Here is a 22,146-nt window from a genome sequence, read left to right on the forward strand (position 1 = left end):
CGGGCATACCTACTCCTTCTCGTCCGCTGCCGCGGCGGGGGCGGCGTTCCGACTGCGGGCGACGGTGACGTGGTCTGTCGCCTGGTCTGGTGCCGGTAGTGGCGGCACTCTCGCCCCGCTCACGACGACCTCGACGGTGTCCGTGCAGGTGGCGGAGTCCCAGGCGATCGTCGGCAGTGATCGTCGGAAGTGATCGATGAGCGTCACCACGGACCGTCCCCGCGCGGCGGATGCTGCCGCCGTGGATCTGCCGCCGGTGTCCGCGGGTACGTGGCGGGTGGGGCGGCGCAGCGGTCGCCGGATGATCGCCGGGCTGCTGCTGGTCCTGGCAACGGTGGTGACGTTTTGGCAGGTGGATCTGCGCCGGCACGTTGACGAGCAGTTCCTCGCCGTAGCGCGGGACGTACCAGCGGGTCAGGTCATCGCCGACGCCGATGTGCGGGTGGTGCGGGTGGCGAACCCGTTCGGCCTGGATCTCGTCCCGGCCGAGCGGCGTGGGGGGGATCGTCGGCCGTTCGGCGGCGGTGCCGCTGGCGGCGGGGAGCCTGCTGGTATCGGCGCAAGTCGGGCCGGCGGCGTGGCCCGCACCGGGGCAGGCGGTGATCTAGGTGCCGGTCAAGCCGGGCCGGGCCCCGACGAGCCTGACCGCCGGGTCGCGGGTGGTGGTGCTGGTCGCTCCGCCTGCGGGGGGACAGCAGGCGTCACAGCAGAACAACGGTGTGCGCCGGGCGGTGGCCACGGTCGTGTCCGTGGCGGCGGGCGGGGACCAGGTGGGCACACAGTTAGTGACGGTACTGCTCGCCGCGGATTCGGCGGAAGCGGTCGCGGCGGCCCCGGGAGACGTGTCGCTGGTGCAACTCGGCCCGTCCCAATGAGATGTGAGGAGGCGCGGGAGATGCTGGTGGTGGCGGCGTCGATGTCCGGCGCGTGTGCTCCTGGGCTGCAACAACAGGGGTCGGGGTGACATGGGTGAACGTGGGCCACTCCCTGCCACCCTAGGTGAACCCCCGGGTCGCTAGACTGGGCGCTCGCGCCCTCGTAGCTCAGGGGATAGAGCAACGGTTTCCTAAGACGTTGCTCTATCAACTTCAGCAGGCTCGTTACCTGCGGTTTTCCATTCCACCGCTTGCGCTTTCGGGTCGCACTGAGCGTTGCTGTGATCGCTTGCTTAAGAGCGGCAAGAGGAAAAGGGAAGTATTCGGAAATGCTTGAATTAGCAAACTGCCCCGATGTCCAGGATAGAAAAGTCGCCCAGTAGCTAGAAACAGGCTTGCCGCATGGCTGACTGTTCGCGTCTCATGGCGACATAGCTAGCATAAGGCCCGGCAGCTCGAAGTCCTCGGCAAGAGACTCCGTGGAGCACCGCCACCTCTGGAAACTTGGTGTGACTACCGCCGAATCGGCCCAAACAAATTCAGGGGTGTCAGGCGGTACTGCTGATGCTACATGCGCGGCCCGGACTTCGAATATTCCGATGATGTGGGCTGGCCTAATCTTAGGCACTACGAAGGCGTCGCTGGCAAAAACTACCTGCATCAACGCCCACTCGTCACCGTATAGTTTACACTTTTCGTATTCGTTGCGAGTCAAGTGAAAGCTGCCACGACTCGTGGTGCCGCACCCCTTGACCTCGATACGCCGTTTGCGAGGGATGGAGATCTCAATGTCATAACCGAAGGCATCCGAGATCAGCGCGACGTGGGTGGGCTTGTGCCCGCTTGTCCGAAGCGCCGCCATTACCACCAATTCCGCGGCGTCCCCGATCCGCTTACGCATTTCGAGGTCGCGCGGTTCGCTCACTTCACGATGTACATCGAGGAGCAGGGTATCGAGTTCAGGATCGAGCCACTGCAGAGCGCGTAAGTCGGCCGTCGGGATGTATTCACGCGCCACACCGTTCGGCGATACCGCGATGCGCAACCAAGCTGGTGGATCGGTAACGAGGAGGACCCTAGCGATGTTGCAGAGCGTCACCCGGTCGGCCTTGCCAGAAACGCCCGCCAGCGCTGGCGCGAGCACGATGGATTGCGCCTGTGCTGCTAGCCCGCCAGCGAGTAGGCACCGTGCAGGCGTTGCCAGATCCGTTGCGGCGGCCAAGTACGATCCTTGGGCACGTGCAGCGCGTACCCAGTCGTCCACGTTGCGCCGCGGGGACAGGCGGGCGGCGTGACATAGGAGAAAGACCGCGTATGTCGTCCCGTGGCTAGGCACCATTAAGTCGCGCCTTGACATGCGATACGACCGCCTGCATGTCATCCGCCACCGCCGGCTGATCGAGCGTGCCTTCATCCGGTTCGGGCAGTGCAACCCTCACCAGTCCACGATCGTTCATCAGTGCGGAGAGTGCGACGATCTTTTCCCGCAATCGAGAGTTCACCGTCTCGTCAACACTGCCCATACTTAACAGTAGCGTAAAGCGCGTCTGCACGTCCTGGTCAAGCCCCAGTCGGTGGATTCGGTCTTGGCTCTGCAGGTAATGGCCTGCGTTGAACGTCCGGTCCAGGTAAATAGCATGGTGGCACCAATGGTGCAGGCTTATGCCCTCGCCGCAGGCTGCTGGATTTGCCAGCAGGACGTGACAGTCTGGGTCGTGGCGGAACCTGTCGAGCTCCGCCTCCCGGCTCAGCGCTCCGAAAGGCGCATTGTCTTGCGTCGGCACGCCGCCGTGGACGATTGCTGGACGATAGTGACTGAGGTGGGTGGCGAGCGAGCGGATATTGCGGACAAATGTAGACCAGACGATGATCTTTTCCCCTCGCTCCCGGGCTTGCTCGACCAACGACTCAATGTGCTGGTACTTCCAAGGCACTTCGTAGTCGCGGTAGCGTGCGAGCAGCTCGGCCAGTGGCTCCCCGCCGTTGAGGGCTAGTGGTGGGTGCATGAACCCGCGCTCGTCGGCGTCGTCGGAGCCGGCGACAAGCAGCATTGGGTTGCTTGCCGCTTCGAGTAGGTACATGACGACTCGACCAAGTCGGTCGAATTGGCGACGCGCTGGCCGGTCCAGCCCGAAGTCGCCGCGATAGCGGCCCAACAGGGCATCGTATATGGCCTGTTGGATTGGGCTCATTGGGCGCAGCACAACATCGAAAGAGGTTCCGGGGAGGCCAAGGCGCGACTTGGGCGTCCGAACGAAGTAGCGCTGAATCGCCAAGCTGGTCTCACGCAGCACGTCGTCGTCGCGTCCATTGCGCTCGTTGTAGGCGCTTGCTGGCAGGATCTTGTGGTCCTGCCCAGGATATAGAAAGCGCAATAGCGCAATGAGGTCGAACGCACCTTGCGGCGCAGGGGTTCCAGTAAGGACGTCCCGACGCCGTGCGGCGTACGCTAAGTCCAGCACCGCCCGGCCATGCACGCCGAGCTCCCCACGTTTGACCCGATGGGCCTCATCGAGAATGACGTGCGTCGGCCGACGGCCTACGTACTCGCGGATGCGGTCGTAGTCGGATGCGACCCTGTTATAGTTCGTAAGCATCAAATCCGCATCATCGTCTATCGACGATGTGGACCCATGGATGGTGATGCTCGGTGGGTATTCGAAGCAGGCCGCTGCATCCTCGCGCCATGCCTCAAAAGCCGCGAGGGGCGCGATCACCAACAACTGTTTGACCCCGCTCTGAGATCGCGCCAAAGTATGGTTGGCTAGGGCGACTGTCGTCTTTCCCGCTCCGGGGACGGAGAAGTCGGCTCCGTGGGGTAGCTGCCGTATTAGCGCCAAGTTCTCCAGTTGAAAGCTACGTAGCTCGCGCCGGAACCCCGCAGCCAACAGATCTTGTGCCAATGCCTCGATGGTCGGAGGCAAGACACCCGAGGTGGCGTCCTCACGGCGCTTTTGATCCTCAATCAGTGACCGAATCTGCTCTTGTAGAGTCGCACCGAGCCTGATCTGCTCCTGAAAGATCGTTCGAACCTCGCGCAATGCTGGCAACTCTGCAAGGAAAACATCTACACGAATATCGATCCGGTTTGCCGTGCCGCCAACAATACCGCGGGCCATAGCGGCTTGAAGGCGTGCCCATGCGCCAGCGGCAGCTGGCTCCTTACGGGAGGCTACGACGAGCGGGCGGCCCCGCTTATACAACTCGGCGACGATCATGCCTACGCACCCTCTACGGCACGGAGCAGGTTCTTGATTTCAAGGACCCTATCGGCGAAGCCGGACGCGTCCCAGTCCGCTCGGGTCCGGGCGTTCGGGAGGTCCTTGAGGATACGCCTCAGCTCGCCAATCGCCTTGTCGGCGTGCACAAGCGGCGCCTTCGCCGTCGACTGGTCGCGCGCTTCTTCCTCAGCCTCATCGGCCGCAGCAGTGATCGCGCTACGAAGGGAGCTGAGAACTTGACGTGCAGAGACCGTAGCTCCTTCTCGGAGCGGCAGCATCTGTTCTGGCGTTCGGGCAGCAACGAGGCCGAGAAGGTTGTTCAACGGCTGCGCTAGTGGTACCTCGCCGAGCAGATCGTCTAGCAGATCCCCGTCCTCGCTGCTCGTGGCTACGGAGCTGGCCGCCTCGATCACGGGCTTAAGCGCGGGGTCGCGTTCGACTTCCCGCCGGACCAGTTCCGCCGCGTCGGGACGACGAAGGTGCCGCAGTTTGCGGTACTCGACGTTGGCGAGGGTGCCGAGAAAGTAGGTCGATCGGACGCTGTCGGCCTCGGCCGGCGTCTTGTTCCTGATGTGTTTGGCCAATTCTTCGAAGGCAGACTCGTTGGCGACGAAGTCGACATGCAAGCGTGCACCTTGGGCCAGGTCCACCAGCTGGTGCACCTGCTGAAGCTTGGCGTGAAGGGTATGCACGTCGGTGACGCTGCGATGCATGCGACGAGCCACTCGTGCGAAGTCCTTGCCTTCCCGGTCGTACAGCTCCTCGATCAAAAAAGCCTCGTTGATCCAGGAGTACTCCTGTTTGAAATCGCGAGCTACCTGCAGTTCTGCCTCGAGATCAACCAGTTCCTCGTGCTGTGCGTCCTGCGGCAGAATCAGGCACTGGACATAGCGTGCCCGGAGCCAGTCGTCGTCTTGATACAGCGACCGGAGCGCGGCGGTGCGACGGTTGCCATTAATCAGGACGCCGTCGGCTGTGATGATTGCCGGGTCTTGCTGGCCACGGTCACGAAGATCTTCCTTGAGCTCCTTGAATCCATCTTGGCCTGTGAGGATGCGGTACTGCGCGTCCTGGGCAGCGGGGCCTAGCGAATCGGCCGTGAAGAGGTCCGGCTGATTGGTCAGGTGAATCTCACGGTGCTGTTCAGCGCGTGTCCGGTGATTGAGCGTGGAGAAGCACACCCAGGTGACCTCGACCTCGACCTGAGGAAGCTCCTTCTGCTCTCGGGGCCAAGCTGGAACGAGCACATGGCGGACTGGCTCCCGCGCTTGCAGTAGCGCCACACGGTCTTGGTCGAGCATCGGGTTGGGCAACCGGATCAACTCCTGTAAGTTGCGGATCGGCCGAGGCCGAATCGAGCCGAGATGGTCGTCCGGACAGTCCGACCCTTGCGCTGGAAGCCGACGTGCCCGACATATGCCGGAAACGCCTGTTCACTGATCCCGAAGAGACTCAGCAAAATCCGTGGGAATTCCCGCTGTTTACTGCCGTCCCAGTTCCACTCCACCGCTCCGTTTGCGGTGCTGGCATCTGGCTGCCGGTCAGGCATCACATAGATGCATGGGGGTGGCACCAGATGTTGCCCGATCTGAGTGGCATATGCCTTCTTCGGGCAGAGGCGCCGGGACGTGCCGCAGAGATCGTTGTGGAAGATGACACCGTCGAGCGCCCCGGGCATCTCGTCAAAAAATCGTCCGCGCAAGCGCTTGACCCCTTTGGCGATGTGCTCGCCGGGCTCCGCGCTCAGACTTGGGCAGAGCCACCAGAGATATGCCTCATTCGCCCAATCCGGAATCGACCAACGCACGCTGCTATGCGCTCCGTCCGGACAGCCCTTCTGGATGATCGCGATATCGCCGAGTTTCTCGACCGAGAGCCGGTATATGGTGTCGTCGCCGTACTGTGGCTTGGTGACAGCTTGCACCAGTCCCGCGTCTCGAAGCGCCGCCAAGACGTCCAGCAGGAACTGACGGCGGTCGGAGTTGCTTGCGCTCATGCTGCCCCGGGCTGCCTCGACCGCCGCAGGCAGGGCATCGCGATATTCCTCTGTGGTCAGACCATGACGCGCTAGGAGGTCTCGCTCGGTGGCTAGCTGCTGAATGAGTGCGCTCACCTTCTGAACGATCTGGCGCGGCGGGACTCCCGCGTGGCGGCATGGTGCCGCGTCCTCTGGCCTCACCGTCACAAGCCTCCCCTGCTGCCATCCAGTGAATCCCTTAGTCTCGCTGGGCCAGCCGCAACGAGCATGCCCCTGCTCTAGGGCATCCAGATTGATGCAATGCCCGAGTTCAGCGTGAGCTTGGCGCAGCGGAGGCGGCGCCCTGCGCCTTGTTGGACCTTTGTAGGGCGTGGGAGGTGGCTGGCTCCCAACCCCTTCAGGCTGACCCCGTTCCCTCGGTCGCACAGCTTGCTGTCACGGAACCGTCGCAGTTTAAGATCAAGCCCGGCCAAGCACAACCTGCAACCAAGCTAAAACGGGAGTTGCCCCTGGTCCTGGACACTTGAGCCTTGGATCGTGATGGTCCGGGGAGATCAGGAGTCCCTGACAGATGGTGATGAAGCACTACCCCGCCGAGTTCAAGGCCGACGCGGTGGCGTTGTACCGGTCTCGGCCGGGAGCGACGATTGCGTAGATCGCTGACGATCTCGGGGTGAATCGGGAGACGTTGCGCAGTTGGGTCCGCGCTGATGATCAGCGTCGGGGTGCAGCAGCCGGGCCTGTGACGCCGGCGGCGCGCTCGGTGGAGGACGAGAAAGCGGCGTTGCGGCGCAGGGTTCGGGAGCTGGAGGAGGAACGGGACATTCTGCGGAAGGCGGCCCGGTATTTCGCCGGTGAGACGCGCTGGTGAACCGCTTCCAGTTCGTCGCCGACCATCAGCAGCGCTACGGCGTGAAGCGGTTGTGCAAGGTTATCGGGGTGTCTCGCTCGAGCTTCTACTACTGGCGTTCGGCCGGCGACGCGCGGGCCGCCCGCCAGGCCGCCTATGTGGCTCTGATGGGCCGGATCCGGGCGGTGCACGCCGAGCACGACGGCACCTATGGGGCGCCGCGGATCACCGCCGAACTCCGGGATGCCGGGCTGCCGGGCTGCCGGGCTGCCGTAAACGGGTCGCGCGGGTGATGCGCCGCTTCGGGTGGCAGGGTCTACGACTGCGCAGGCGAGTTCGTACGACGGTGCCGGACCCGGCCGCGGCGAAGGCACCGGACCTGATCGGCCGGGACTTCACCGCCCCTGCTGTCAATCAGCGCTACGTCGGCGACATCACCTAATGGCAGGGCCGGAGAGATTTCCGGTGCCCGGAGACGACTGGCAGGGGCCCCTGAGATATCACCGGCCCAAGATCGGGTGCAAGGTGTGGGTGAGCCGCTGGCCGGTGTCCACTCGCATGATGCACACGGCCGTCGAGGCCTGAAGGTAGACGGTGGTCCCGCCAGTCGTCGGGTCCGTGATCGGCTTGTGAGATGCCGCGCCATTGAGCGCTTCCATTAGGTCGCCGCGCGTGCCCTCGGGCTCAACTTGTTGTTGACCACGAAGGCGACCCGAGTGCAGATCACCTGCGGCATCGACTGGGCCGAGCAGCATCACGACGTGGCGGTGCTCGACGCCGACGGCAGCGTGCTGGCCCGGGCCAGGATCGACACCGGCGCGACCGGATTCTCCCGCCTGATGTCCCTGTTGGCCGAGCACGTCGACGACGCCGACCAGCTCGCGTCGGTGCCGATCGGGATCGAGACCGACAAGAATCTGCTGGTCGTCGCGTTGCAGGCCGCCGGGATGACCGTGTCCGCGATCAACCCGCGGGCGGTCGCCCGTTACCGGGAACGACACGGGCAATCCGGTAAGAAATCCGACCCGGGCGACGCGTTCGTGCTGGCCGATCTGTTGCGCACTGACCGGCACCAGCACCGGCCATTGCCCAGCATCAGCGTCCACGCCTCGGCGATCAAGACGCTGGCCCGTCAGCACCAGGACGCGATCTGGTCGCTCAACCAGACCGTCAGCCGTCTGCGGTCGCTGCTGCTGGAGTTCTACCCGCAAGCGCTGCGCGCTTTCCCGAACCTCAAACACAAGGCGGCATTGGCGGTCTTGAGCGCCGCCCCAACACCCGAAGCCGGGCTGCGACTGACCGCCCGCCGCCTCGCCACGCTGCTGCGCCGCTGCCGGCGACGCAACGACCCGTCCCTGGCCGAACATGTGCTGAGCGCCCTGCACAGCCCCGCACTACGGCAGCAGCCGGAAATTCGTCCAGGCCCTGCACCAGCACCACGTGACCGGGTCGATGGGCAGAGAGTCGGCGCCGCCGGCGACAACGCCGCGATGGAGTCCTTCTTCGGCCTGCTGCAAAACAACGCCCTCGACCGGCGGACCTGACCACCCGCCAGCAGCTGAGGACCGCGATCGTGACCTGGATCGAACGGACCTACCACCACCGCCGACGGCAACGATCCCTGTCCCGGTTGACCCCTATCGAGTACGAGACCACCATGACCCAACCGGCCAGTCAGGCCACGGAACTGGAACTGTCACCCATCGGTGCAGCAGACCCATGCGCTGGCACCTGATTTGCGTTGGCTCAGTTCGCTCACCCGCAGCAAATCAGCGGCTGGGTCGTTATCTTGCCGCAACACAAGGGCTCAGCGGCAAACTGACGGATCCTGGGGAACACCCCTATCAGAATCCACACCAGAACCTGACAGAAGCCCCGATTGCTACGGCGGGATCAGCAAACTCGAACATACCGGCCCCGGAGAAGTAGTCAAACGCGTGCCTGCACGCAGATGGCATAGCAGTCAACAACGCGGAGATCGGCGAGGAACAGGCGAGGCGATATATCGAGCCCCAATCGGGTTCGATTCTGATCTACCCAGTCGTTGACCGGGTGAAGGAAGGCCAGCCACCGCTCCCTGGCCGCGCGAGTGATGAGCTGCAACCCCATCAGGTGACTTTGGCATTCCGTTTGGTTGCGCTCGAATCGGCCGTTGGCGACGACAAGCACGTTGTCTTATTCGAGACCAAGGGGACTCGCGGCGGAATGCCGCTATTGTTGACAAGCAAGAGTAAGGAGTGTGACGGAGGCGTGCTCGGATCCGAGCGAGCAGTCGGTGACAGTGGACGCAAGGCTGGCTGAAGGTCGGCATGCGTTCAGTAGCGCCGAGCCGCGACGGCGCGCCCCGAGGCGCTAACCTTGCCTGATCCGTAACTCTACAAGTGTTTTCTCGTTACATTGAGTAACTGACCGAACGGAAGGGCATGCGGCGTATGATCAGATCGGTCACAGGCCGGCGTCATCCCTCGTCAGTTCGCCGTCGCAGGTTATAGACTGCTGCAACGATGATCGGCGATGGAGGGCGCATGAAAACCAAGGCAATCAATGCCGCAGAATTTTTCGCCGGCATTGGCCTCGTGCGGACGGCTCTGGAGCCGCTCGGAGTGAGAGTTGTTTGGGCCAATGACATCAAGCGAGCGAAGTTTGACGCATATTATGCGAACTATCCCGATGCCGAGGATCACTTTAAGGTCGATGACATTTGCGACATCAACGGACAGTCTCTGCCTTCCGGAATTGAGCTAGCGACAAGCAGCTTCCCCTGCATCGACCTCTCTCACGCAGGCAACCGTCTCGGCCTTGTCGGAAAGCAATCCGGAATGTTCTGGCAGTTCGCCCGAGTAATCAAGGAGCTGCCGAATAAACCCCGCGTAGTCCTACTCGAAAATGTGTACGGATTTGCGACCAGCCACGGCGGCAGAGATTTGACCGACGCGCTCCAATGCTTGAACGATTTGGGATACTCCCTCGATGTGCTTGCTATCGATGCTCGGCACTTTGTGCCGCAGTCCCGGCCGCGCATGTTCATTATAGGAATCATCAAAGAGGAGTTGCCAAAGAACGCGCATGTCGGAGTTCCAGAGGTCAGCGACGTGCGGCCGGCCTGGGTCACCAAAATCCACGAAGCGCACCACGAGAACATCAACATGCACTACCTCGACCTTCCTGACCTCCCAGATGGCCCGACGAACCTCAGCGCAGTGGTGGAGCACAACGTGCCGTCAGGCGCGTGGTGGGATGAGCAGCGCGTCAAAGCATTCGTCGACTCGCTCAGCGACGTGCAAAAGGCGCGCTTCGAGTCCCTCCGTGTCGCGGACGCCCTCTCCTGCCGAACGGCTTACCGACGTACACGGCAAGGCGTCTCGATGTGGGAACTCCGGCGCGACGCCATCGCTGGATGCCTACGAACGACCGGCGGCGGCTCAAGCAAGCAGGCGCTAGTCGAACTGGGAGGCGGACGCGAGCCTCGGATCCGCTGGATGACGCCACGCGAATACGCCAACCTCATGGGCGCTAGGGACTACAAACTAGTTGCTGGCACACCTAACCAGCAACTGTTCGGCTTCGGCGATGCCGTTGTCGTAGACGTCGTCCGCTGGATCGGCGAGCACTACCTGATCCCTGTACTGCGGCCAGACAACGAGCCAGGCGACGAGTAGCCTTCCGAGGGCGAGCCTGTCCAGCGCCCGGAGGTTGCAGTTGTCCACACGCCGCATTGACCTTGCCACGACGTTCCTGCCCCGCGAGGTCCAGGCCATCCGGGACGCGATCACAGCTGCCCTCAAGCGGCCGGACCCGCAGCGCCCTGGCCAGACCATCGGGAAGGCCAAGGCCGGCGTCTACGCCTTCTATGACTACGACGGAGAGCCGATCTACGTTGGGCAGACGGCTGAAGGCTTTGGTGCCAGGCTCGGAAGGCACCTGACCGGCCAGCGGTCTGACGCAGTGGCGAAATACGTACTCGATCCATTCGAGGTCCATACCGTATCGATGTGGTCGTTACCCCACATCGGCGATCTTCCGTCCAAGGATCGCAAATCCGCTCTCGATCCGTATGAGTATGCCGTCTACCAGAACCTGCTCAAGGCGAGCACCTTCAACGCCATACTCAACGAAGGTGATATTCCCGCCGCCGAACCAGTTGAGCTTCCCGACCCGCTGACCTGCGTCATCATTCCGGACAGCATCTTCCCGGATCGCAGCCATCCGGATGCCCGGATCGCCCGGCGGGCGCAGACAATCTCGCTTCTCGCCAAGAACATCAGCGAGCGCAAGGTGTCACCGGGACTGAGGCGGACGCTGCTGACACAGACCAAACGGCTTAACGACCTAGCACGTGCCCGCTACGAGGCCCTGAAGGACGTGATTGAGGTCGAAGGCACCGAAGGAGTCGTCGAGGTGCCGGAAGGCATCTTCCAACATCCTGATAGGCGGCAGATTGCCCACAGTTAAGCTCCCGGCGACTCCACCGCCCTCAAGCGCTTCCAAGTCAATGAAGGCTAATCGGAGCTCCGGCACCAAACCGGAACTCGCGCTGCGGCGTGAGCTGTTCCGGCAGGGCCTTCGATATCGTGTGGCACTACAGATTCAGTTGCAGGACAGAAAGGTCCGCCCTGACATTGTCTTCCTGCGGCGCAAAATTGCGGTCTTCCTTGATGGCTGCTTCTGGCATGGCTGTCCCGAACACGGGCGTATGCCCTCTGACCCGACGGGCTACTGGCATGCAAAGATCGAGAGAAACCGGAACCGCGACACCGCCGTCGATGGCCAGCTGAACGATGCAGGCTGGACCGTGATCAGAGTATGGGAGCACGAACAGGTGGCAGAGGTCGCTGCCCGCGTCAAGCGCTTCGTCCTGTCCCGATAGCAGCCAGCCTGCGCTGCCGCGCGGACAGGCTGGTCGCCGGGCCAGCCTGCCCAATGTCCCTTGCGGAGAAGCTAGGGCCCGTTAGGCGATCTTGGACTTATTCGTCGCCTAGGCCGGTTACGCTTCCCCGCTCGCGGTCTAGGCTAGTCTTTTGAACCATGCCCGGACTCGTCCCGCCGCACAACTACAACGCCGATACGCCCGATATTAGGGAGTTCTACCAGCTGTTGGCCGAGGGACTGAAGCTGACGCTCGACGAAGACGCTGCAGCGCTCGGTGCCCTTGGCCGCGATGCTGGCGAGCTTGACAAACTCATCAGCGAGCTGGATGACAAGGTATCTTGCCTGAAAGAATCGGAGGCGCAAGTGCGGGCCCGCCTGAGTGGAATCCTTGCTGCGCCTTCGCCTCGTCGGGGCTCCAAACAGTGCAAAGCGGACCTCGCGGCAGTTCGGGCCTCCCTGAAAGAGGCATCGGGCAAACTTGAGGAGACGATAGCGAAGCGAGGAATGCTTGCCCGGGGCATAGAGCTTCGAGCGGGACTTAGAAACCGTTGGCACGAATGGCAGGTTGGAAACAAGAAGGTTGGTTCGGGTGGCTACGGAGTCTACGCATTTTATGACTTCGATGGTGAAGCCATGTACGTGGGGAAGACGACAGAAGGCGTCAGCACGCGAATTCGACGCCACCTGACAAATCAGCGCACGGACGCGGTCGCGATGGGGGTGCTGGATCTGCGCCGGCACGTTGACGAGCAGTTCCTCGCCGTAGCGCGGGACGTACCAGCGGGTCAGGTCATCGCCGACGCCGATGTGCGGGTGGTGCGGGTGGCGAACCCGTTCGGCCTGGATCTCGTCCCGGCCGAGCGGCGTGGGGGGGATCGTCGGCCGTTCGGCGGCGGTGCCGCTGGCGGCGGGGAGCCTGCTGGTATCGGCGCAAGTCGGGCCGGCGGCGTGGCCCGCACCGGGGCAGGCGGTGATCTAGGTGCCGGTCAAGCCGGGCCGGGCCCCGACGAGCCTGACCGCCGGGTCGCGGGTGGTGGTGCTGGTCGCTCCGCCTGCGGGGGGACAGCAGGCGTCACAGCAGAACAACGGTGTGCGCCGGGCGGTGGCCACGGTCGTGTCCGTGGCGGCGGGCGGGGACCAGGTGGGCACACAGTTAGTGACGGTACTGCTCGCCGCGGATTCGGCGGAAGCGGTCGCGGCGGCCCCGGGAGACGTGTCGCTGGTGCAACTCGGCCCGTCCCAATGAGATGTGAGGAGGCGCGGGAGATGCTGGTGGTGGCGGCGTCGATGTCCGGCGCGCCGGGCGCGTCAACGACAGCGTTGGGGATGGCGGCGTTGTGGCCGAAGCACCCGGCGTTGCTGGTAGAGGCTGACCCCGGCGGTGGGGTGGTCGCTGCGCGGTTCGGGCTGGCGCAGGAGCCGGGTCTGGCGTCCTTGGCGGCAGCGGCACGGCACGGTGACAACACCGATGGGGCGGCGCCGTACGTGCAGCAGGTGCCGCTGGGCTTGCACGTCCTCGTCGGGCCGGGTGCGGCCGAGACCGCCGCGGGGGCGGTATCGGTCCTCGCCGGCCGGGCCGACGCGGTCGCGGGGTTGGCGCCGTCGGTGGTGGTCGCCGACGCGGGCCGCCTATACGCGCACAGCCCGGCTTGGGGCCTGCTGCGCTCCACTGACGCAGTCGTGCTGGTCACCTGGGGGTCAACGGAGCACCTGGATCATCTGGACACCCGCCTGCCGGCGCTGCGTGCGGCTGTCGGGCTAGGTGGTGTCGGGCTGGCCGTCTCCGGCAGGTCCGCCTACGCCCCGGCCGAGATCAGTGGGCGCCTTGGTGTCCCGGTGTGGGCGCAGTTGCCCACCGACCGATGGGGCGCGGGCGTCCTCGCCGGGCGGATGACGGGGCGGGCGTGGACCCGTACCCGCCTCGCCCAGGCGCTACGTGCCCTCGCCGCGTCCGTCGCGGTCGGCGGACAGTTCGCTGGTGCGGGGCTGAAGGTCACGCGGTGACCGCCACGGCTCTCAACGGCGGCACGACCGCGGTGCCGCCGGATGTGTTGGCGCGGCTGCGCGCTCGGGTCAGCGACCGTCTGGCCGTGCACGGCGCGCAGCTTCCCGACGGTGAGCGCCACGCGGTGCTCGCGGGATACATCACCGAGGAACTCGTCGTCCACGCTCGCGAGGACATCTCCGCCGGACGGCCGCCGCTCACTCCGCAGGCCGAGGCGGCCCTGGCCCGCGCTTTGCGGGACAGCTTCCTCGGCCCAAGGGACCTGAACCGCGACAGCGACGACTGGGCCACCACGCGGCTAATGACAAACTCGTCGAAGCCCCCGCCGCAAGCGACGCCCAGCCGGGGAGCGGACAGCCCACATCATCTTCGATGATGTGCGCGGTGTGTGCTCTTCAGCGGACGCCAACCCGGGTGAACCGATGCCAACACGGGCCATCGCGGGCGACCGCCGGTCGCAACCCGGGTACGTGTGCTCGGGGTGTGCTCCTGGGCTGCGACAACAGGGGGCCGGGTGACGTGGGTGAACGTGGGCCACTCCCTGCCACCCCAGGTGAACCCCCGGGTCGCTAGACTGGGCGCTCGCGCCCTCGTAGCTCAGGGGATAGAGCAACGGTTTCCTAAACCGTGTGTCGCAGGTTCGATTCCTGCCGGGGGCACCAACACAAGGCCCTGACCAGCATTAAGCCAGCCAGGGCCTAGATTTCTATCTATGCAATTTTGAATCGCCTCCCGAAAAACCCCTCGGTAACGTTGGGGGGCGATCGGGTTCTGAAGGTCCGTGCTGCGGCGTGTCGGGGACGGTCCCCTGTGTGTCTATCCGGTCTCGCGTGGGCCATGGGAGCGACGCTCGTGCCTGGTCGTGGCCTGACCAGCGCCGAGCTGTTCAAGGATTTCGGAGCTGTCTGGTGCGAGAGCGGGCTTGACGATGTAGTGCCTGTTGGTGACCTCCTCGGTGGCGTGGCCGAGCTGGGCTGCGGCGTGCTTGGCGTCGGCCTCCTTGTCAATCAGGGTGGCGACGGTCTTGCGGAAGGTGTGTGGCGTGACCCATTCGAGGCCAGCGTCGGCGCGAGCTTGACGCCACTGGCGGCGGACGTTCTGTGGAGACAGCCAGGTGCCGCGCCGGGAGGCGAAGATCGCATCGCGGGGGTTGTCGGCGGCGTTGAGCTTGCGGGTCATCAGCATTCCGACGGCGAAGCGAGGAAGGACGACGGTTCGGAAGCCGGCGTCGGATTTCGTCCAATCCTGCCGGAAGAAGCCCTTGCCCTTGAGGTAGATGATCGTGCCGCAGATGGTCAGTGTCGGTCGTTCAGCGGCAAGGTCGAGATCCTTCCACCGCAGCGCCAGGATTTCGCCGATACGGGCACCGGGTGCGAGCATGAGGTCAACAATGTCGCCCAGATCGCCGGTATGCCGAGGCCCGGGTTTACCGGGGGTGGCCTGCTGCCACCGCTGGATGGCCGCACGGACGCCCTCCAACTGCTCCGTCTCCAAGGCGACGGGGTCTGCTGCACCAGTAGGTGACATCTGAGTTGGCTTGCCCTGTGGGCGGGCTGGAAGGATGTCGCTGTGTGCCCAAGCCTTACCCCCGAGAGTTCCGTGATGACGTCGTGCGGGTGGCTCGTGACCGCGAGGCGGGAGTGACGGTCGAGCAGATCGCGAAGGACTTCGGGGTCCACCCGATGACGTTGTTCAAGTGGCTGCGTCAGGCCGACATCGACGCCGGCGCGAAGCCCGGCACGCCCAGTGGCGAGTCAGCCGAGCTGCGCGAGGCCCGCAAACGGATCCGCTTGCTGCAGGAGAACGAGGTCCTGCGTCGGGCCGCTGCCTACTTGTCGCAGGCGCATCTGCCGGGAAAAGGCTCTACCCGCTCGTGAGCGAGCTGGCCGCCGACGGGATCCCCGTCGCGGTGACGTGCCGGGTATTGAACATCGCTCGTCAGCCCTACTACCGGTGGCTCGGCCGGCAGCGTCGGTGACGCCGAACTCGTCGCCGCTCATCGCGCGAACGCCCTGGTCGATGCCCACCGCGATGACCCGGAGTTCGGGTACCGGTTCCTGGTCGATGAGGCCCGCGCCGCCGGCCAGGCGATGGCCGAGCGCACCGGGTGGAAGATCTGCTCGGACAATGGCTGGTGGAGCGCCTTCGGTAAGCGCAAGAAGCGCGGCAAGGGCGGCAAGGTCGGTCCACCGGTTCACAACGACCTCGTGCAACGGGACTTCACCGCCAGCGGGCCCGAACCGGTTGTGGCTGGCCGACATCACCGAACACCGCACCGGCGAGGGCAAGCTCTACCTGTGCGCGATCAAGGACGCGTGGTCGAGGCGGATTGTCGGCTACTCCATCGACTCACGGATGAAGTCCCGGCTGGCCGTCAACGCCCTGTACAACGCCGTAGCCCGACGCGGCCGGCTGGCCGGCTGCGTGCTGCACACCGACCGTGGGTCGCAGGGCGAAAATTTGTCCACGCCCTGCACCAGCATCACATGACCGGATCGATGGGCAGAGTCGGCGCCGCCGGCGACAACGCCGCCATGGAATCGTTCTTCGGCCTGCTGCAGAACAACGTCCTCGACCGGCGGACCTGGACCACCCGCCAGCAGCTCAGGACCGCGATCGTGACCTGGATCGAACGGACCTACCACCGCCGCCGACGACACTCTCTGTCCCGGTTGACCCCTAACGAGTACGAGACCATCACGACCCCACCGGCCAGTCAGGCCGCGTAACTGGAACCGTCACCCATCGGTGCAGCAGACCCTTAGGCAGCTGATCACCTCATACTAGAAGCACCGAACTCGTGGCTGTCGCCAGCGGCTATCGATAGACAGGCAATGCAGCGTCTACTCCACCCGCGTGTCCTGCTGACAGCTCTGTACCGGCCGGAGATCTTCCCACTGCCACGGTTTCCGTTGGCGATTTCTGATCTTGCACGAGCAGCGCGAAGCACCCTGACCGGCCAGGTGGACCTGTTGGATATGCAGTTGGGGGCCACCCTCGACGACCTCATCGCCGTTATTGATGAGAATCGCCCCGACATCCTCGGAGTGTCCGCGACGTTTGGACAGCACGACCTGATGCTCCGGCTGCTGGATCAGGTGTACGGCATGGCCGTAGCCCCGCTGGTGCTTGCCGGCGGCAGCCTCACCGCGCGCAACGAGCGCCTACTGCTGGACCGATACCCGCAGCTACTCATAGCCCGTGGGGCCGGCGAGCCGACGATCCAGGACGCGATCAGCTACTGGCACGGCGACCTCTCACTGCCCGACATCCGAGGCATCGGCTACTCCGGCAACAGCCGTGCACAGGAAGGCTTACTGCAGGTGGGCCGGTACCGCCGGACCCGGACGATCGCCAACCGCGCACAGACAGACAACTTGCCGGAGCTGGACCTGCTCGATGCCACGTTCACCCACCGCGGCGTCGCGCAACTGGAGACGTCGCGAGGATGCACCAACTACTGCTCGTTCTGCCCACGCGGGCATAAGGGCACGTGGTCCGGGGCACGCGCCGACGGAATGCCGACGGTCCTGGCAGCGATGTCGCAGGTATTTGACCGCCATCCCGAAACCTCGCGCACGCTGTACTTGGTAGACGAAGAGTTCATCGGCGGCGACCCGGATGCCGCGCCCCGGGCCTTGGCCGTCGCCGACACTGTTCATTCGGCGGGCTTTCGCTGGGAGTCGTCATGCCGGGTTGACCAGGTAGTGGACCCGCACCGCGACCGACAGTGGCACCTCGACCGCGCCCACATGTGGCACGGACTGCTGCAGCGGGGACTACGTCGCATGCTGTTCGGGGTCGAGTCCGGGGTCACGTCGATCCTTGAGCGATTCAACAAGGAGACCACAGCCGAGCAGAACGCTCTGGCTATCCGGACCCTGACCGCGCTGGGGGTACCAACCCGATTCACCTACATCACCTTCGACCCGCTCATGACCCGCGACGAACTTGCCGAGAGCCACGCGTTCCAGGCCCGCACCGAACTCCTCCTACGGCCGCTGCCCTACCTTCCGGTCGAGACAATCGTGGACGGGGTCCGCGATGAGACGTTCGTCGCCGCGCATACCACCGGTCGGCCGCTGCACACCGGCATCTCCTACATGCTCGTGTCCATGGAGTGCCTGATCGGAGCTGCGTACACCCGTCGCGCTGAACAGGCTGGCCTGACCCGCACAGTCCGCCCGTCAATGGGCCGCGTTGACGCCGACTACGCCGACTGGCGCATCGGCAGCGCCTCCCACCACGCACAGCTCAGGATCGACCGGAACTTCGCGTTCGACTACACCCTCAAAAGCCTGGAGAAAATCCTCGACGGCCAGGCGCGACGCCAGGTCCGCGCCGCGCGGGTGGTCCTCAAGAACGCCGCAGCGACACTGCTCGGCCGTATGCTCGACCTCATCGACCGGCACCCACTCCACACCCCCGCCCCGGAAGCTCTCAACCCCGCGTTGATTGACCTGCTGAACCGAGGGCTTGGCGAGGTACAGGCGGCCATGACACCGACCATCGCCACGGTCCTCGCCGTGCTTCCCGCCGACCGAGCCGACATCCTCACCACTGCCCACACTCACTGGACCACCCCCACCGACTGGGCGCTGATCAACACGGCAGACCCATGCGGCACGTGACCGCCCCCGAGCTGCCACCGCGACAACCCACCCGGCTCGGCCGGACCTCCCCGGCACTGGCCGCCGGCTGCTGGCCCCTCGCCGGTCCCTGCGTCAACGATGGCGCGGATGTCGGCTGGGCACCCACCCACGACATCATGGCATTGGACGCGCTACGCGCCGCCTGGGAAAGGGGTCTGCTACTGTTCGATACCGCCGACGTATACGGCCACGGCCGAGGCGAGGAACGTCTCGGCTACCTGCTGGCCGAGGTACCCCGCGACCAGGTGATCGTCAGCACCAAGACCGGCTACGACCGGCGCAGTGGACACCCTTACCAGGCGCTTCAGATGACGCGGCACCTACGACGGTCACTGACCCGACTAGGCACCGACTACGTCGACATCTACGCCTACCACAGCACAGACTTCGGCTCAAATGACCAATACCTCGCCGAGGCGATCGTACAAATGCACGAGTTCAAACGCGAGGGCCTGATCCGCGCTATCGCGATTCGTGCTCCCCATGAATTCGCCACGCAGTGGGCGGACGAGAGCAATCCCCGCGGGAAACAAGCACGACGATTCCTGCACCTGCTCGACCGCTGCCAACCAGATCTGATCGCTGTCCGTCACAACTTGCTCAGCCCTGCCTACCGGACCGACGAGAGCACCGTGATCGACCTGGCGCGACAACGCGGAATAGACCTGCTCATCAAAGTCACACACCACCGCCCCCCACACCACGACTCCCGAATCGGGTTCGGCTTCCTCGCCACCGACTGGCCAGCGAACCCCGCAACGCCGAACCCGACAAATGCTCCCAACTCGCCTGGTTCCCACCAGACGAGCTACCCGACCCAACCATGCCCTACACCGCCGAGGTCATCCGCCTCCACCAAGAGAAACAACCCTTCTCCTTGCACGACTGGTAAGGGATTGGCCACTGAAGTGAGGCCGGGATGCTCCCGCCGAGCAGCGATCGGACCCGGTGGACGAGCCCGTCCCCGCCCAGCAGATCGAGCACGACATGGACTGGTCCGGATGCCGGTCATCTGGTCGATGCCCCGCAGCCGGGTGCGGACGGACTGCTGCGTGACGACGTAGCTCGCACCACGCCGGGGTGCGCCGAAATCGTCTCCGGCGCCTTCGTCGGCCGGACGCTGCTTGGCGATCCGGGCCGGGCCGACGCGGTCGCGGAGCTGCGGATGTATCCGGACCAGCGCCTGGACCTGAGCATGGGTGTCCTGACCGTTCATCGTTCTTCTCCCCGTTTCTGGATGTCAAGCTGTTCGGCGGCCGGAAAGACCAGGTCCAGATAGCGTTCGCCGCGGTCGGGGAACAGCGTGACCACGCGGGACCGCTCGGGCAGCAACGGAAGTAGGCCGCGGACGGCGGCGATCACCGCCCCGGACGACGCGCCGGCCAAGATGCCCTCTTGCGTCAGGAGGTCGTGGCAGGCGGCTATGCAGTCCGGCTCCGTCACATGCACGACCCGGTCGATCACGCCCAGATCGATCAGCTCGGGACGGCGGCTGGCGCCGATGCCGGGCAGCCGCCGGGTCCCGGGCGGTCCGCCGAAGATCACCGAGCCGACGCTGTCGACCCCGATGACGATCAGTCCGGGGTATTCGATCCGCATCCGGCGGGCCGTGCCCACGATGGTGCCGCCCGTGCTTACCGCGACGACCAGCACATCCGGGGCGGTCTCCAGGTCGTCGATGAGCTCCTCGGCGGTGTGTGAGTAGTGCGCGGCCTGGTTGAGCTCGTTGGCGTACTGGTTGATCCAGAACGCGTCCGGATCGCCTGCGACGATCTCGGCCACTCGGCTGATCCGCGAGTGGAGGTAGCCACCGGCTGCGTCCTCAGCGGTCACCAGGTCGATACAGGCACCGAGGTTGCGGAGGATGGCCAGGTTGGCGGGCGAGATGTTGGGATCGATGACGGCCGTGAAGGTGAGGTTGTAGATCTTCGCCACCATTGCCAGCGCGATGCCGAAATTTCCGGACGTGCTCTCGACCAGCCTGGACCGGCCGGTGATGGCCCCGCTGCGCAGACCCTGCTCGATGATGTGTTTCGCCGGCCGGTCCTTGATGCTGCCGCCGGGGTTCAGGAACTCGAGTTTCGCCAGGACCTCGACCCCGCCGGTGGGAAAGAGCCGGTTCAGGCGTACGACGGGCGTCCGGCCGATGCACTCAAGAATGGAGTCGTAGATCATCGAACTGCCTCTCCGGGTGCCGGCGAGCGCCCGGTATGGCGGCGAGCCACTCGAGATCGGCCAGCCCGTACCAGGGGCGGGCGGTGGTCAGGGTACGGCCGCCGATGACGACTTCGGGTGGCGCCCCGGGGTCACCGAGCCCGGTGACCACCAGCAGCGCCTCGGAGAAGTCCGCGTGGAAGGTCGCCGGCGTCGGTGTGATCACGCAGTTCGACCCGGCCGCCAGCAAGCCCTCGCGGGTGCTTTCGATGACCAGGCAGTCGCCCGGATCGCAACGGAGAGGATCGGGCGCCACCACGATGTCGGGCAGCAGTTCCATGCCGAACGCCACGTTCATCACGGACCGCGCCCGCTCCGCACCGACCACGACCCGCCATCCCGCGACCAGCGCCTCCCGGGCCAGCCGGCGAACTCCCGAACGGGGGCCGCCGGGACCGACCAGAACCCCTTTACCCCCGAATATCAGAGCCTTCATGCCGGAGCGCTGTGCCGCTGCATGTCGAAGAAGAACCGGTCGACCGCGTGCACTTCCCCGCGCTCGCGGGCCGCTCGGAAGACGTGGTCGCCGACGACCAGATCCAGCACCCCCAGCCCGAACGGGGAGAACACCACCGGCTGGTCGGCCGGGATCGTGAACCGGTCGGTGAGCAGGTCGTCGAGCGTGGCCGCGGCCGGGTCGGCGCCGTCGTGGGCCTGCTGGGTCAGGTGCACCGAGGTGTTCGCCTGCAGCACGTGGGCGCGGTCGTCCACCACGTTGACCACCGCGTCGATGACGTCGACGGTGAGATCCCGAAGGGATACGTGCAGCACCAGCGGGTTGTGCTCGAGCCACCGCCCCGGACCGACGTGCGGTATGGCGGCCGTGGTCGCGAAAACCGCCACGTCGCTGTTCTCCAGCAGCTCGCTTGCTGTCGTGTGGTTGACGATCGGCAACCCGGGATGTTCGCCGCGCAGATAGCCGTTGAAGCCGCGGGCGGAATCCGCCGCCAAATCGAACACCCCGATCTCGTCGAGCTCCCAGCCCAGGACCCGCAGATAGCGGTCGATGTAGCGGGCGATCAGCCCGGTGCCTACGAAACCGAGGCGCCGGGGAGCAACCCCGCGCTGCCGGGTCATCGCCCGCATCGCCACCGCCGCCGACGCGGCCGTCCGGGCCGCGCTAATGATGGAACCTTCCAGACAGGCGTACGGGAATCCGGTTCTCGGGTCGTTGAGGATCAGCACGGCCGAGGCCCGGGGAAGTCCGGCGGCGAGATTCGACGGGAAGCTGGAGATCCATTTGATCCCGTCCACGCCGACCGGGTCGCCGACCGACGCGGGCAGCGCGATGATGCGCGCATCCGGGCGGTCCGGAAACCGGAGGAAGTACGAGGGGGGATTCACCGTCGAGCCCGCGCCGTGCACCAGGTAAGCGCGCTCCACCAGCTCGATGAGTTCGCGCTCGGTGCCCTGCAACGTCCGGTGTACGGCCGCACCGGCCACGACGGTGAACTGCTGCTCGTCTCGCTGATCGGTCACGGC

At 65.1% G+C, this 22,146-nt stretch carries 16 protein-coding genes, 1 tRNA gene and 8 pseudogenes; 14 read left to right on the forward strand and 11 right to left on the reverse strand.

The annotated features are described in order from the left end of the window. Positions 1–9: 9 nt before the first annotated feature. Complete coding sequence (locus tag SALPAC3_RS28340) at positions 10–207, reverse strand: hypothetical protein (RefSeq protein ID WP_026185464.1); 198 nt, start codon at positions 205–207, stop codon at positions 10–12. Between the two features lie 94 nt (positions 208–301). Between SALPAC3_RS28340 and SALPAC3_RS29190 the strand changes: the two are divergent. Beyond that, positions 302–875, forward strand: a pseudogene (locus SALPAC3_RS29190) (SAF domain-containing protein). A 421-nt stretch (positions 876–1,296) separates the two neighbouring features. Here SALPAC3_RS29190 and SALPAC3_RS27000 read toward each other — a convergent pair. From SALPAC3_RS27000 to SALPAC3_RS0111335, 4 genes are all read right to left on the reverse strand, one after another. Then, complete coding sequence (locus SALPAC3_RS27000; protein WP_157632318.1) at positions 1,297–2,097, reverse strand: protein NO VEIN domain-containing protein; 801 nt, start codon at positions 2,095–2,097, stop codon at positions 1,297–1,299. Positions 2,098–2,203: 106 nt separating this feature from the next. Next, positions 2,204–4,093 carry a DEAD/DEAH box helicase gene (locus tag SALPAC3_RS25670; RefSeq protein WP_080635161.1) on the reverse strand — a complete coding sequence of 630 codons (1,890 nt, stop codon included), beginning with the start codon at positions 4,091–4,093 and terminating at the stop codon, positions 2,204–2,206. A 2-nt stretch (positions 4,094–4,095) separates the two neighbouring features. Further along, positions 4,096–5,409, reverse strand: coding sequence for a ParB N-terminal domain-containing protein (locus SALPAC3_RS0111330; RefSeq protein ID WP_157632319.1), 1,314 nt, complete (start codon positions 5,407–5,409; stop codon positions 4,096–4,098). A 5-nt stretch (positions 5,410–5,414) separates the two neighbouring features. Further along, a complete protein-coding gene (locus SALPAC3_RS0111335; protein ID WP_157632320.1) occupies positions 5,415–6,209 on the reverse strand; it encodes a hypothetical protein in 795 nt (264 codons plus the stop codon). Between the two features lie 436 nt (positions 6,210–6,645). Between SALPAC3_RS0111335 and SALPAC3_RS28730 the strand changes: the two are divergent. The 3 pseudogenes from SALPAC3_RS28730 to SALPAC3_RS27010 all read left to right on the forward strand — a co-directional run. After that, positions 6,646–7,363, forward strand: a pseudogene (locus SALPAC3_RS28730) (IS3 family transposase); the annotation flags it as partial. Positions 7,364–7,640: 277 nt separating this feature from the next. Next, positions 7,641–8,120 (forward strand): annotated as a pseudogene (locus SALPAC3_RS28735) (IS110 family transposase); the annotation flags it as partial. A 208-nt stretch (positions 8,121–8,328) separates the two neighbouring features. Next, positions 8,329–8,659 (forward strand): annotated as a pseudogene (locus tag SALPAC3_RS27010) (integrase core domain-containing protein); the annotation flags it as partial. Between the two features lie 194 nt (positions 8,660–8,853). Here the strand turns inward: SALPAC3_RS27010 and SALPAC3_RS27950 are convergent. After that, complete coding sequence (locus SALPAC3_RS27950; RefSeq protein WP_157632322.1) at positions 8,854–9,093, reverse strand: hypothetical protein; 240 nt, start codon at positions 9,091–9,093, stop codon at positions 8,854–8,856. A gap of 356 nt (positions 9,094–9,449) precedes the next feature. Between SALPAC3_RS27950 and SALPAC3_RS0111360 the strand changes: the two genes are divergently transcribed. Genes SALPAC3_RS0111360 through SALPAC3_RS25695 form a run of 3 tightly spaced genes read left to right on the forward strand, consistent with a single transcriptional unit; the run spans position 9,450 to position 11,791 of the window. Then, a complete protein-coding gene (locus SALPAC3_RS0111360) occupies positions 9,450–10,583 on the forward strand; it encodes a DNA cytosine methyltransferase (RefSeq protein ID WP_026185465.1) in 1,134 nt (377 codons plus the stop codon). Between the two features lie 40 nt (positions 10,584–10,623). Beyond that, the gene (locus SALPAC3_RS25690; protein WP_018221365.1) at positions 10,624–11,376 is read left to right on the forward strand and encodes a GIY-YIG nuclease family protein; all 753 of its coding nucleotides are present in this window, start codon (positions 10,624–10,626) and stop codon (positions 11,374–11,376) included. After that, positions 11,363–11,791: a very short patch repair endonuclease gene (locus tag SALPAC3_RS25695; RefSeq protein ID WP_269744916.1), complete on the forward strand. Its 429-nt coding sequence runs from the start codon at positions 11,363–11,365 to the stop codon at positions 11,789–11,791. The genes SALPAC3_RS25690 and SALPAC3_RS25695 overlap by 14 nt, the downstream gene beginning before the upstream one ends. Before the next feature lie 143 nt (positions 11,792–11,934). Here the strand turns inward: SALPAC3_RS25695 and SALPAC3_RS28345 are convergent, their stop codons facing one another. Continuing rightward, entirely contained in the window at positions 11,935–12,534 is a 600-nt protein-coding gene (locus SALPAC3_RS28345; protein ID WP_198290375.1) for a hypothetical protein, read from the reverse strand. Between SALPAC3_RS28345 and SALPAC3_RS29195 the strand changes: the two are divergent. The 4 genes and pseudogenes from SALPAC3_RS29195 to SALPAC3_RS0111390 all read left to right on the forward strand — a co-directional run bounded on the left by SALPAC3_RS29195 (position 12,508) and on the right by SALPAC3_RS0111390 (position 14,460). Then, positions 12,508–13,039 (forward strand): annotated as a pseudogene (locus SALPAC3_RS29195) (SAF domain-containing protein). The gene SALPAC3_RS28345 and the pseudogene SALPAC3_RS29195 overlap by 27 nt on opposite strands. 20 nt (positions 13,040–13,059) lie before the next feature. Continuing rightward, positions 13,060–13,797: a P-loop NTPase family protein gene (locus SALPAC3_RS0111380; protein ID WP_018221368.1), complete on the forward strand. Its 738-nt coding sequence runs from the start codon at positions 13,060–13,062 to the stop codon at positions 13,795–13,797. Continuing rightward, positions 13,794–14,174: a hypothetical protein gene (locus tag SALPAC3_RS0111385; protein ID WP_018221369.1), complete on the forward strand. Its 381-nt coding sequence runs from the start codon at positions 13,794–13,796 to the stop codon at positions 14,172–14,174. The genes SALPAC3_RS0111380 and SALPAC3_RS0111385 overlap by 4 nt, the downstream gene beginning before the upstream one ends. Positions 14,175–14,384: 210 nt before the next feature. Continuing rightward, positions 14,385–14,460 (forward strand) — tRNA-Arg (locus SALPAC3_RS0111390). Positions 14,461–14,614: 154 nt separating this feature from the next. On the opposite strand, the pseudogene SALPAC3_RS25705 reads toward SALPAC3_RS0111390, so the two are convergent. Next, positions 14,615–15,298, reverse strand: a pseudogene (locus SALPAC3_RS25705) (site-specific integrase); the annotation flags it as partial. A gap of 71 nt (positions 15,299–15,369) precedes the next feature. On the opposite strand from SALPAC3_RS25705, the pseudogene SALPAC3_RS27955 reads away from it, so the two are divergent. From SALPAC3_RS27955 to SALPAC3_RS29405, 3 genes and pseudogenes are all read left to right on the forward strand, one after another. Beyond that, positions 15,370–16,527 (forward strand): annotated as a pseudogene (locus SALPAC3_RS27955) (IS3 family transposase). Positions 16,528–16,632: 105 nt separating this feature from the next. Next, the gene (locus SALPAC3_RS0111415; RefSeq protein ID WP_018221372.1) at positions 16,633–18,429 is read left to right on the forward strand and encodes a B12-binding domain-containing radical SAM protein; all 1,797 of its coding nucleotides are present in this window, start codon (positions 16,633–16,635) and stop codon (positions 18,427–18,429) included. 137 nt (positions 18,430–18,566) lie between these two features. Further along, positions 18,567–19,342: pseudogene (locus tag SALPAC3_RS29405) on the forward strand (aldo/keto reductase). Between the two features lie 320 nt (positions 19,343–19,662). Here SALPAC3_RS29405 and sbnA read toward each other — a convergent pair. The 3 genes from sbnA to sbnB are packed head-to-tail and all read right to left on the reverse strand — an operon-like array spanning position 19,663 to position 22,143. Beyond that, positions 19,663–20,625 carry a 2,3-diaminopropionate biosynthesis protein SbnA gene (sbnA, locus tag SALPAC3_RS0111435; protein ID WP_018221375.1) on the reverse strand — a complete coding sequence of 321 codons (963 nt, stop codon included), beginning with the start codon at positions 20,623–20,625 and terminating at the stop codon, positions 19,663–19,665. Beyond that, entirely contained in the window at positions 20,603–21,100 is a 498-nt protein-coding gene (locus SALPAC3_RS0111440; protein WP_018221376.1) for an HAD family hydrolase, read from the reverse strand. Before SALPAC3_RS0111440 ends, sbnA begins: the two co-directional genes overlap by 23 nt. Beyond that, positions 21,097–22,143 (reverse strand): 2,3-diaminopropionate biosynthesis protein SbnB, encoded by a 1,047-nt coding sequence (sbnB, locus tag SALPAC3_RS0111445; protein ID WP_018221377.1) that lies wholly within the window; start codon positions 22,141–22,143, stop codon positions 21,097–21,099. The genes SALPAC3_RS0111440 and sbnB overlap by 4 nt, the downstream gene beginning before the upstream one ends. Positions 22,144–22,146 lie beyond the last annotated feature (3 nt).

The sequence above is a fragment of the Salinispora pacifica DSM 45544 genome, assembly GCF_000378845.1.
Lineage (GTDB): Bacteria > Actinomycetota > Actinomycetes > Mycobacteriales > Micromonosporaceae > Micromonospora > Micromonospora pacifica.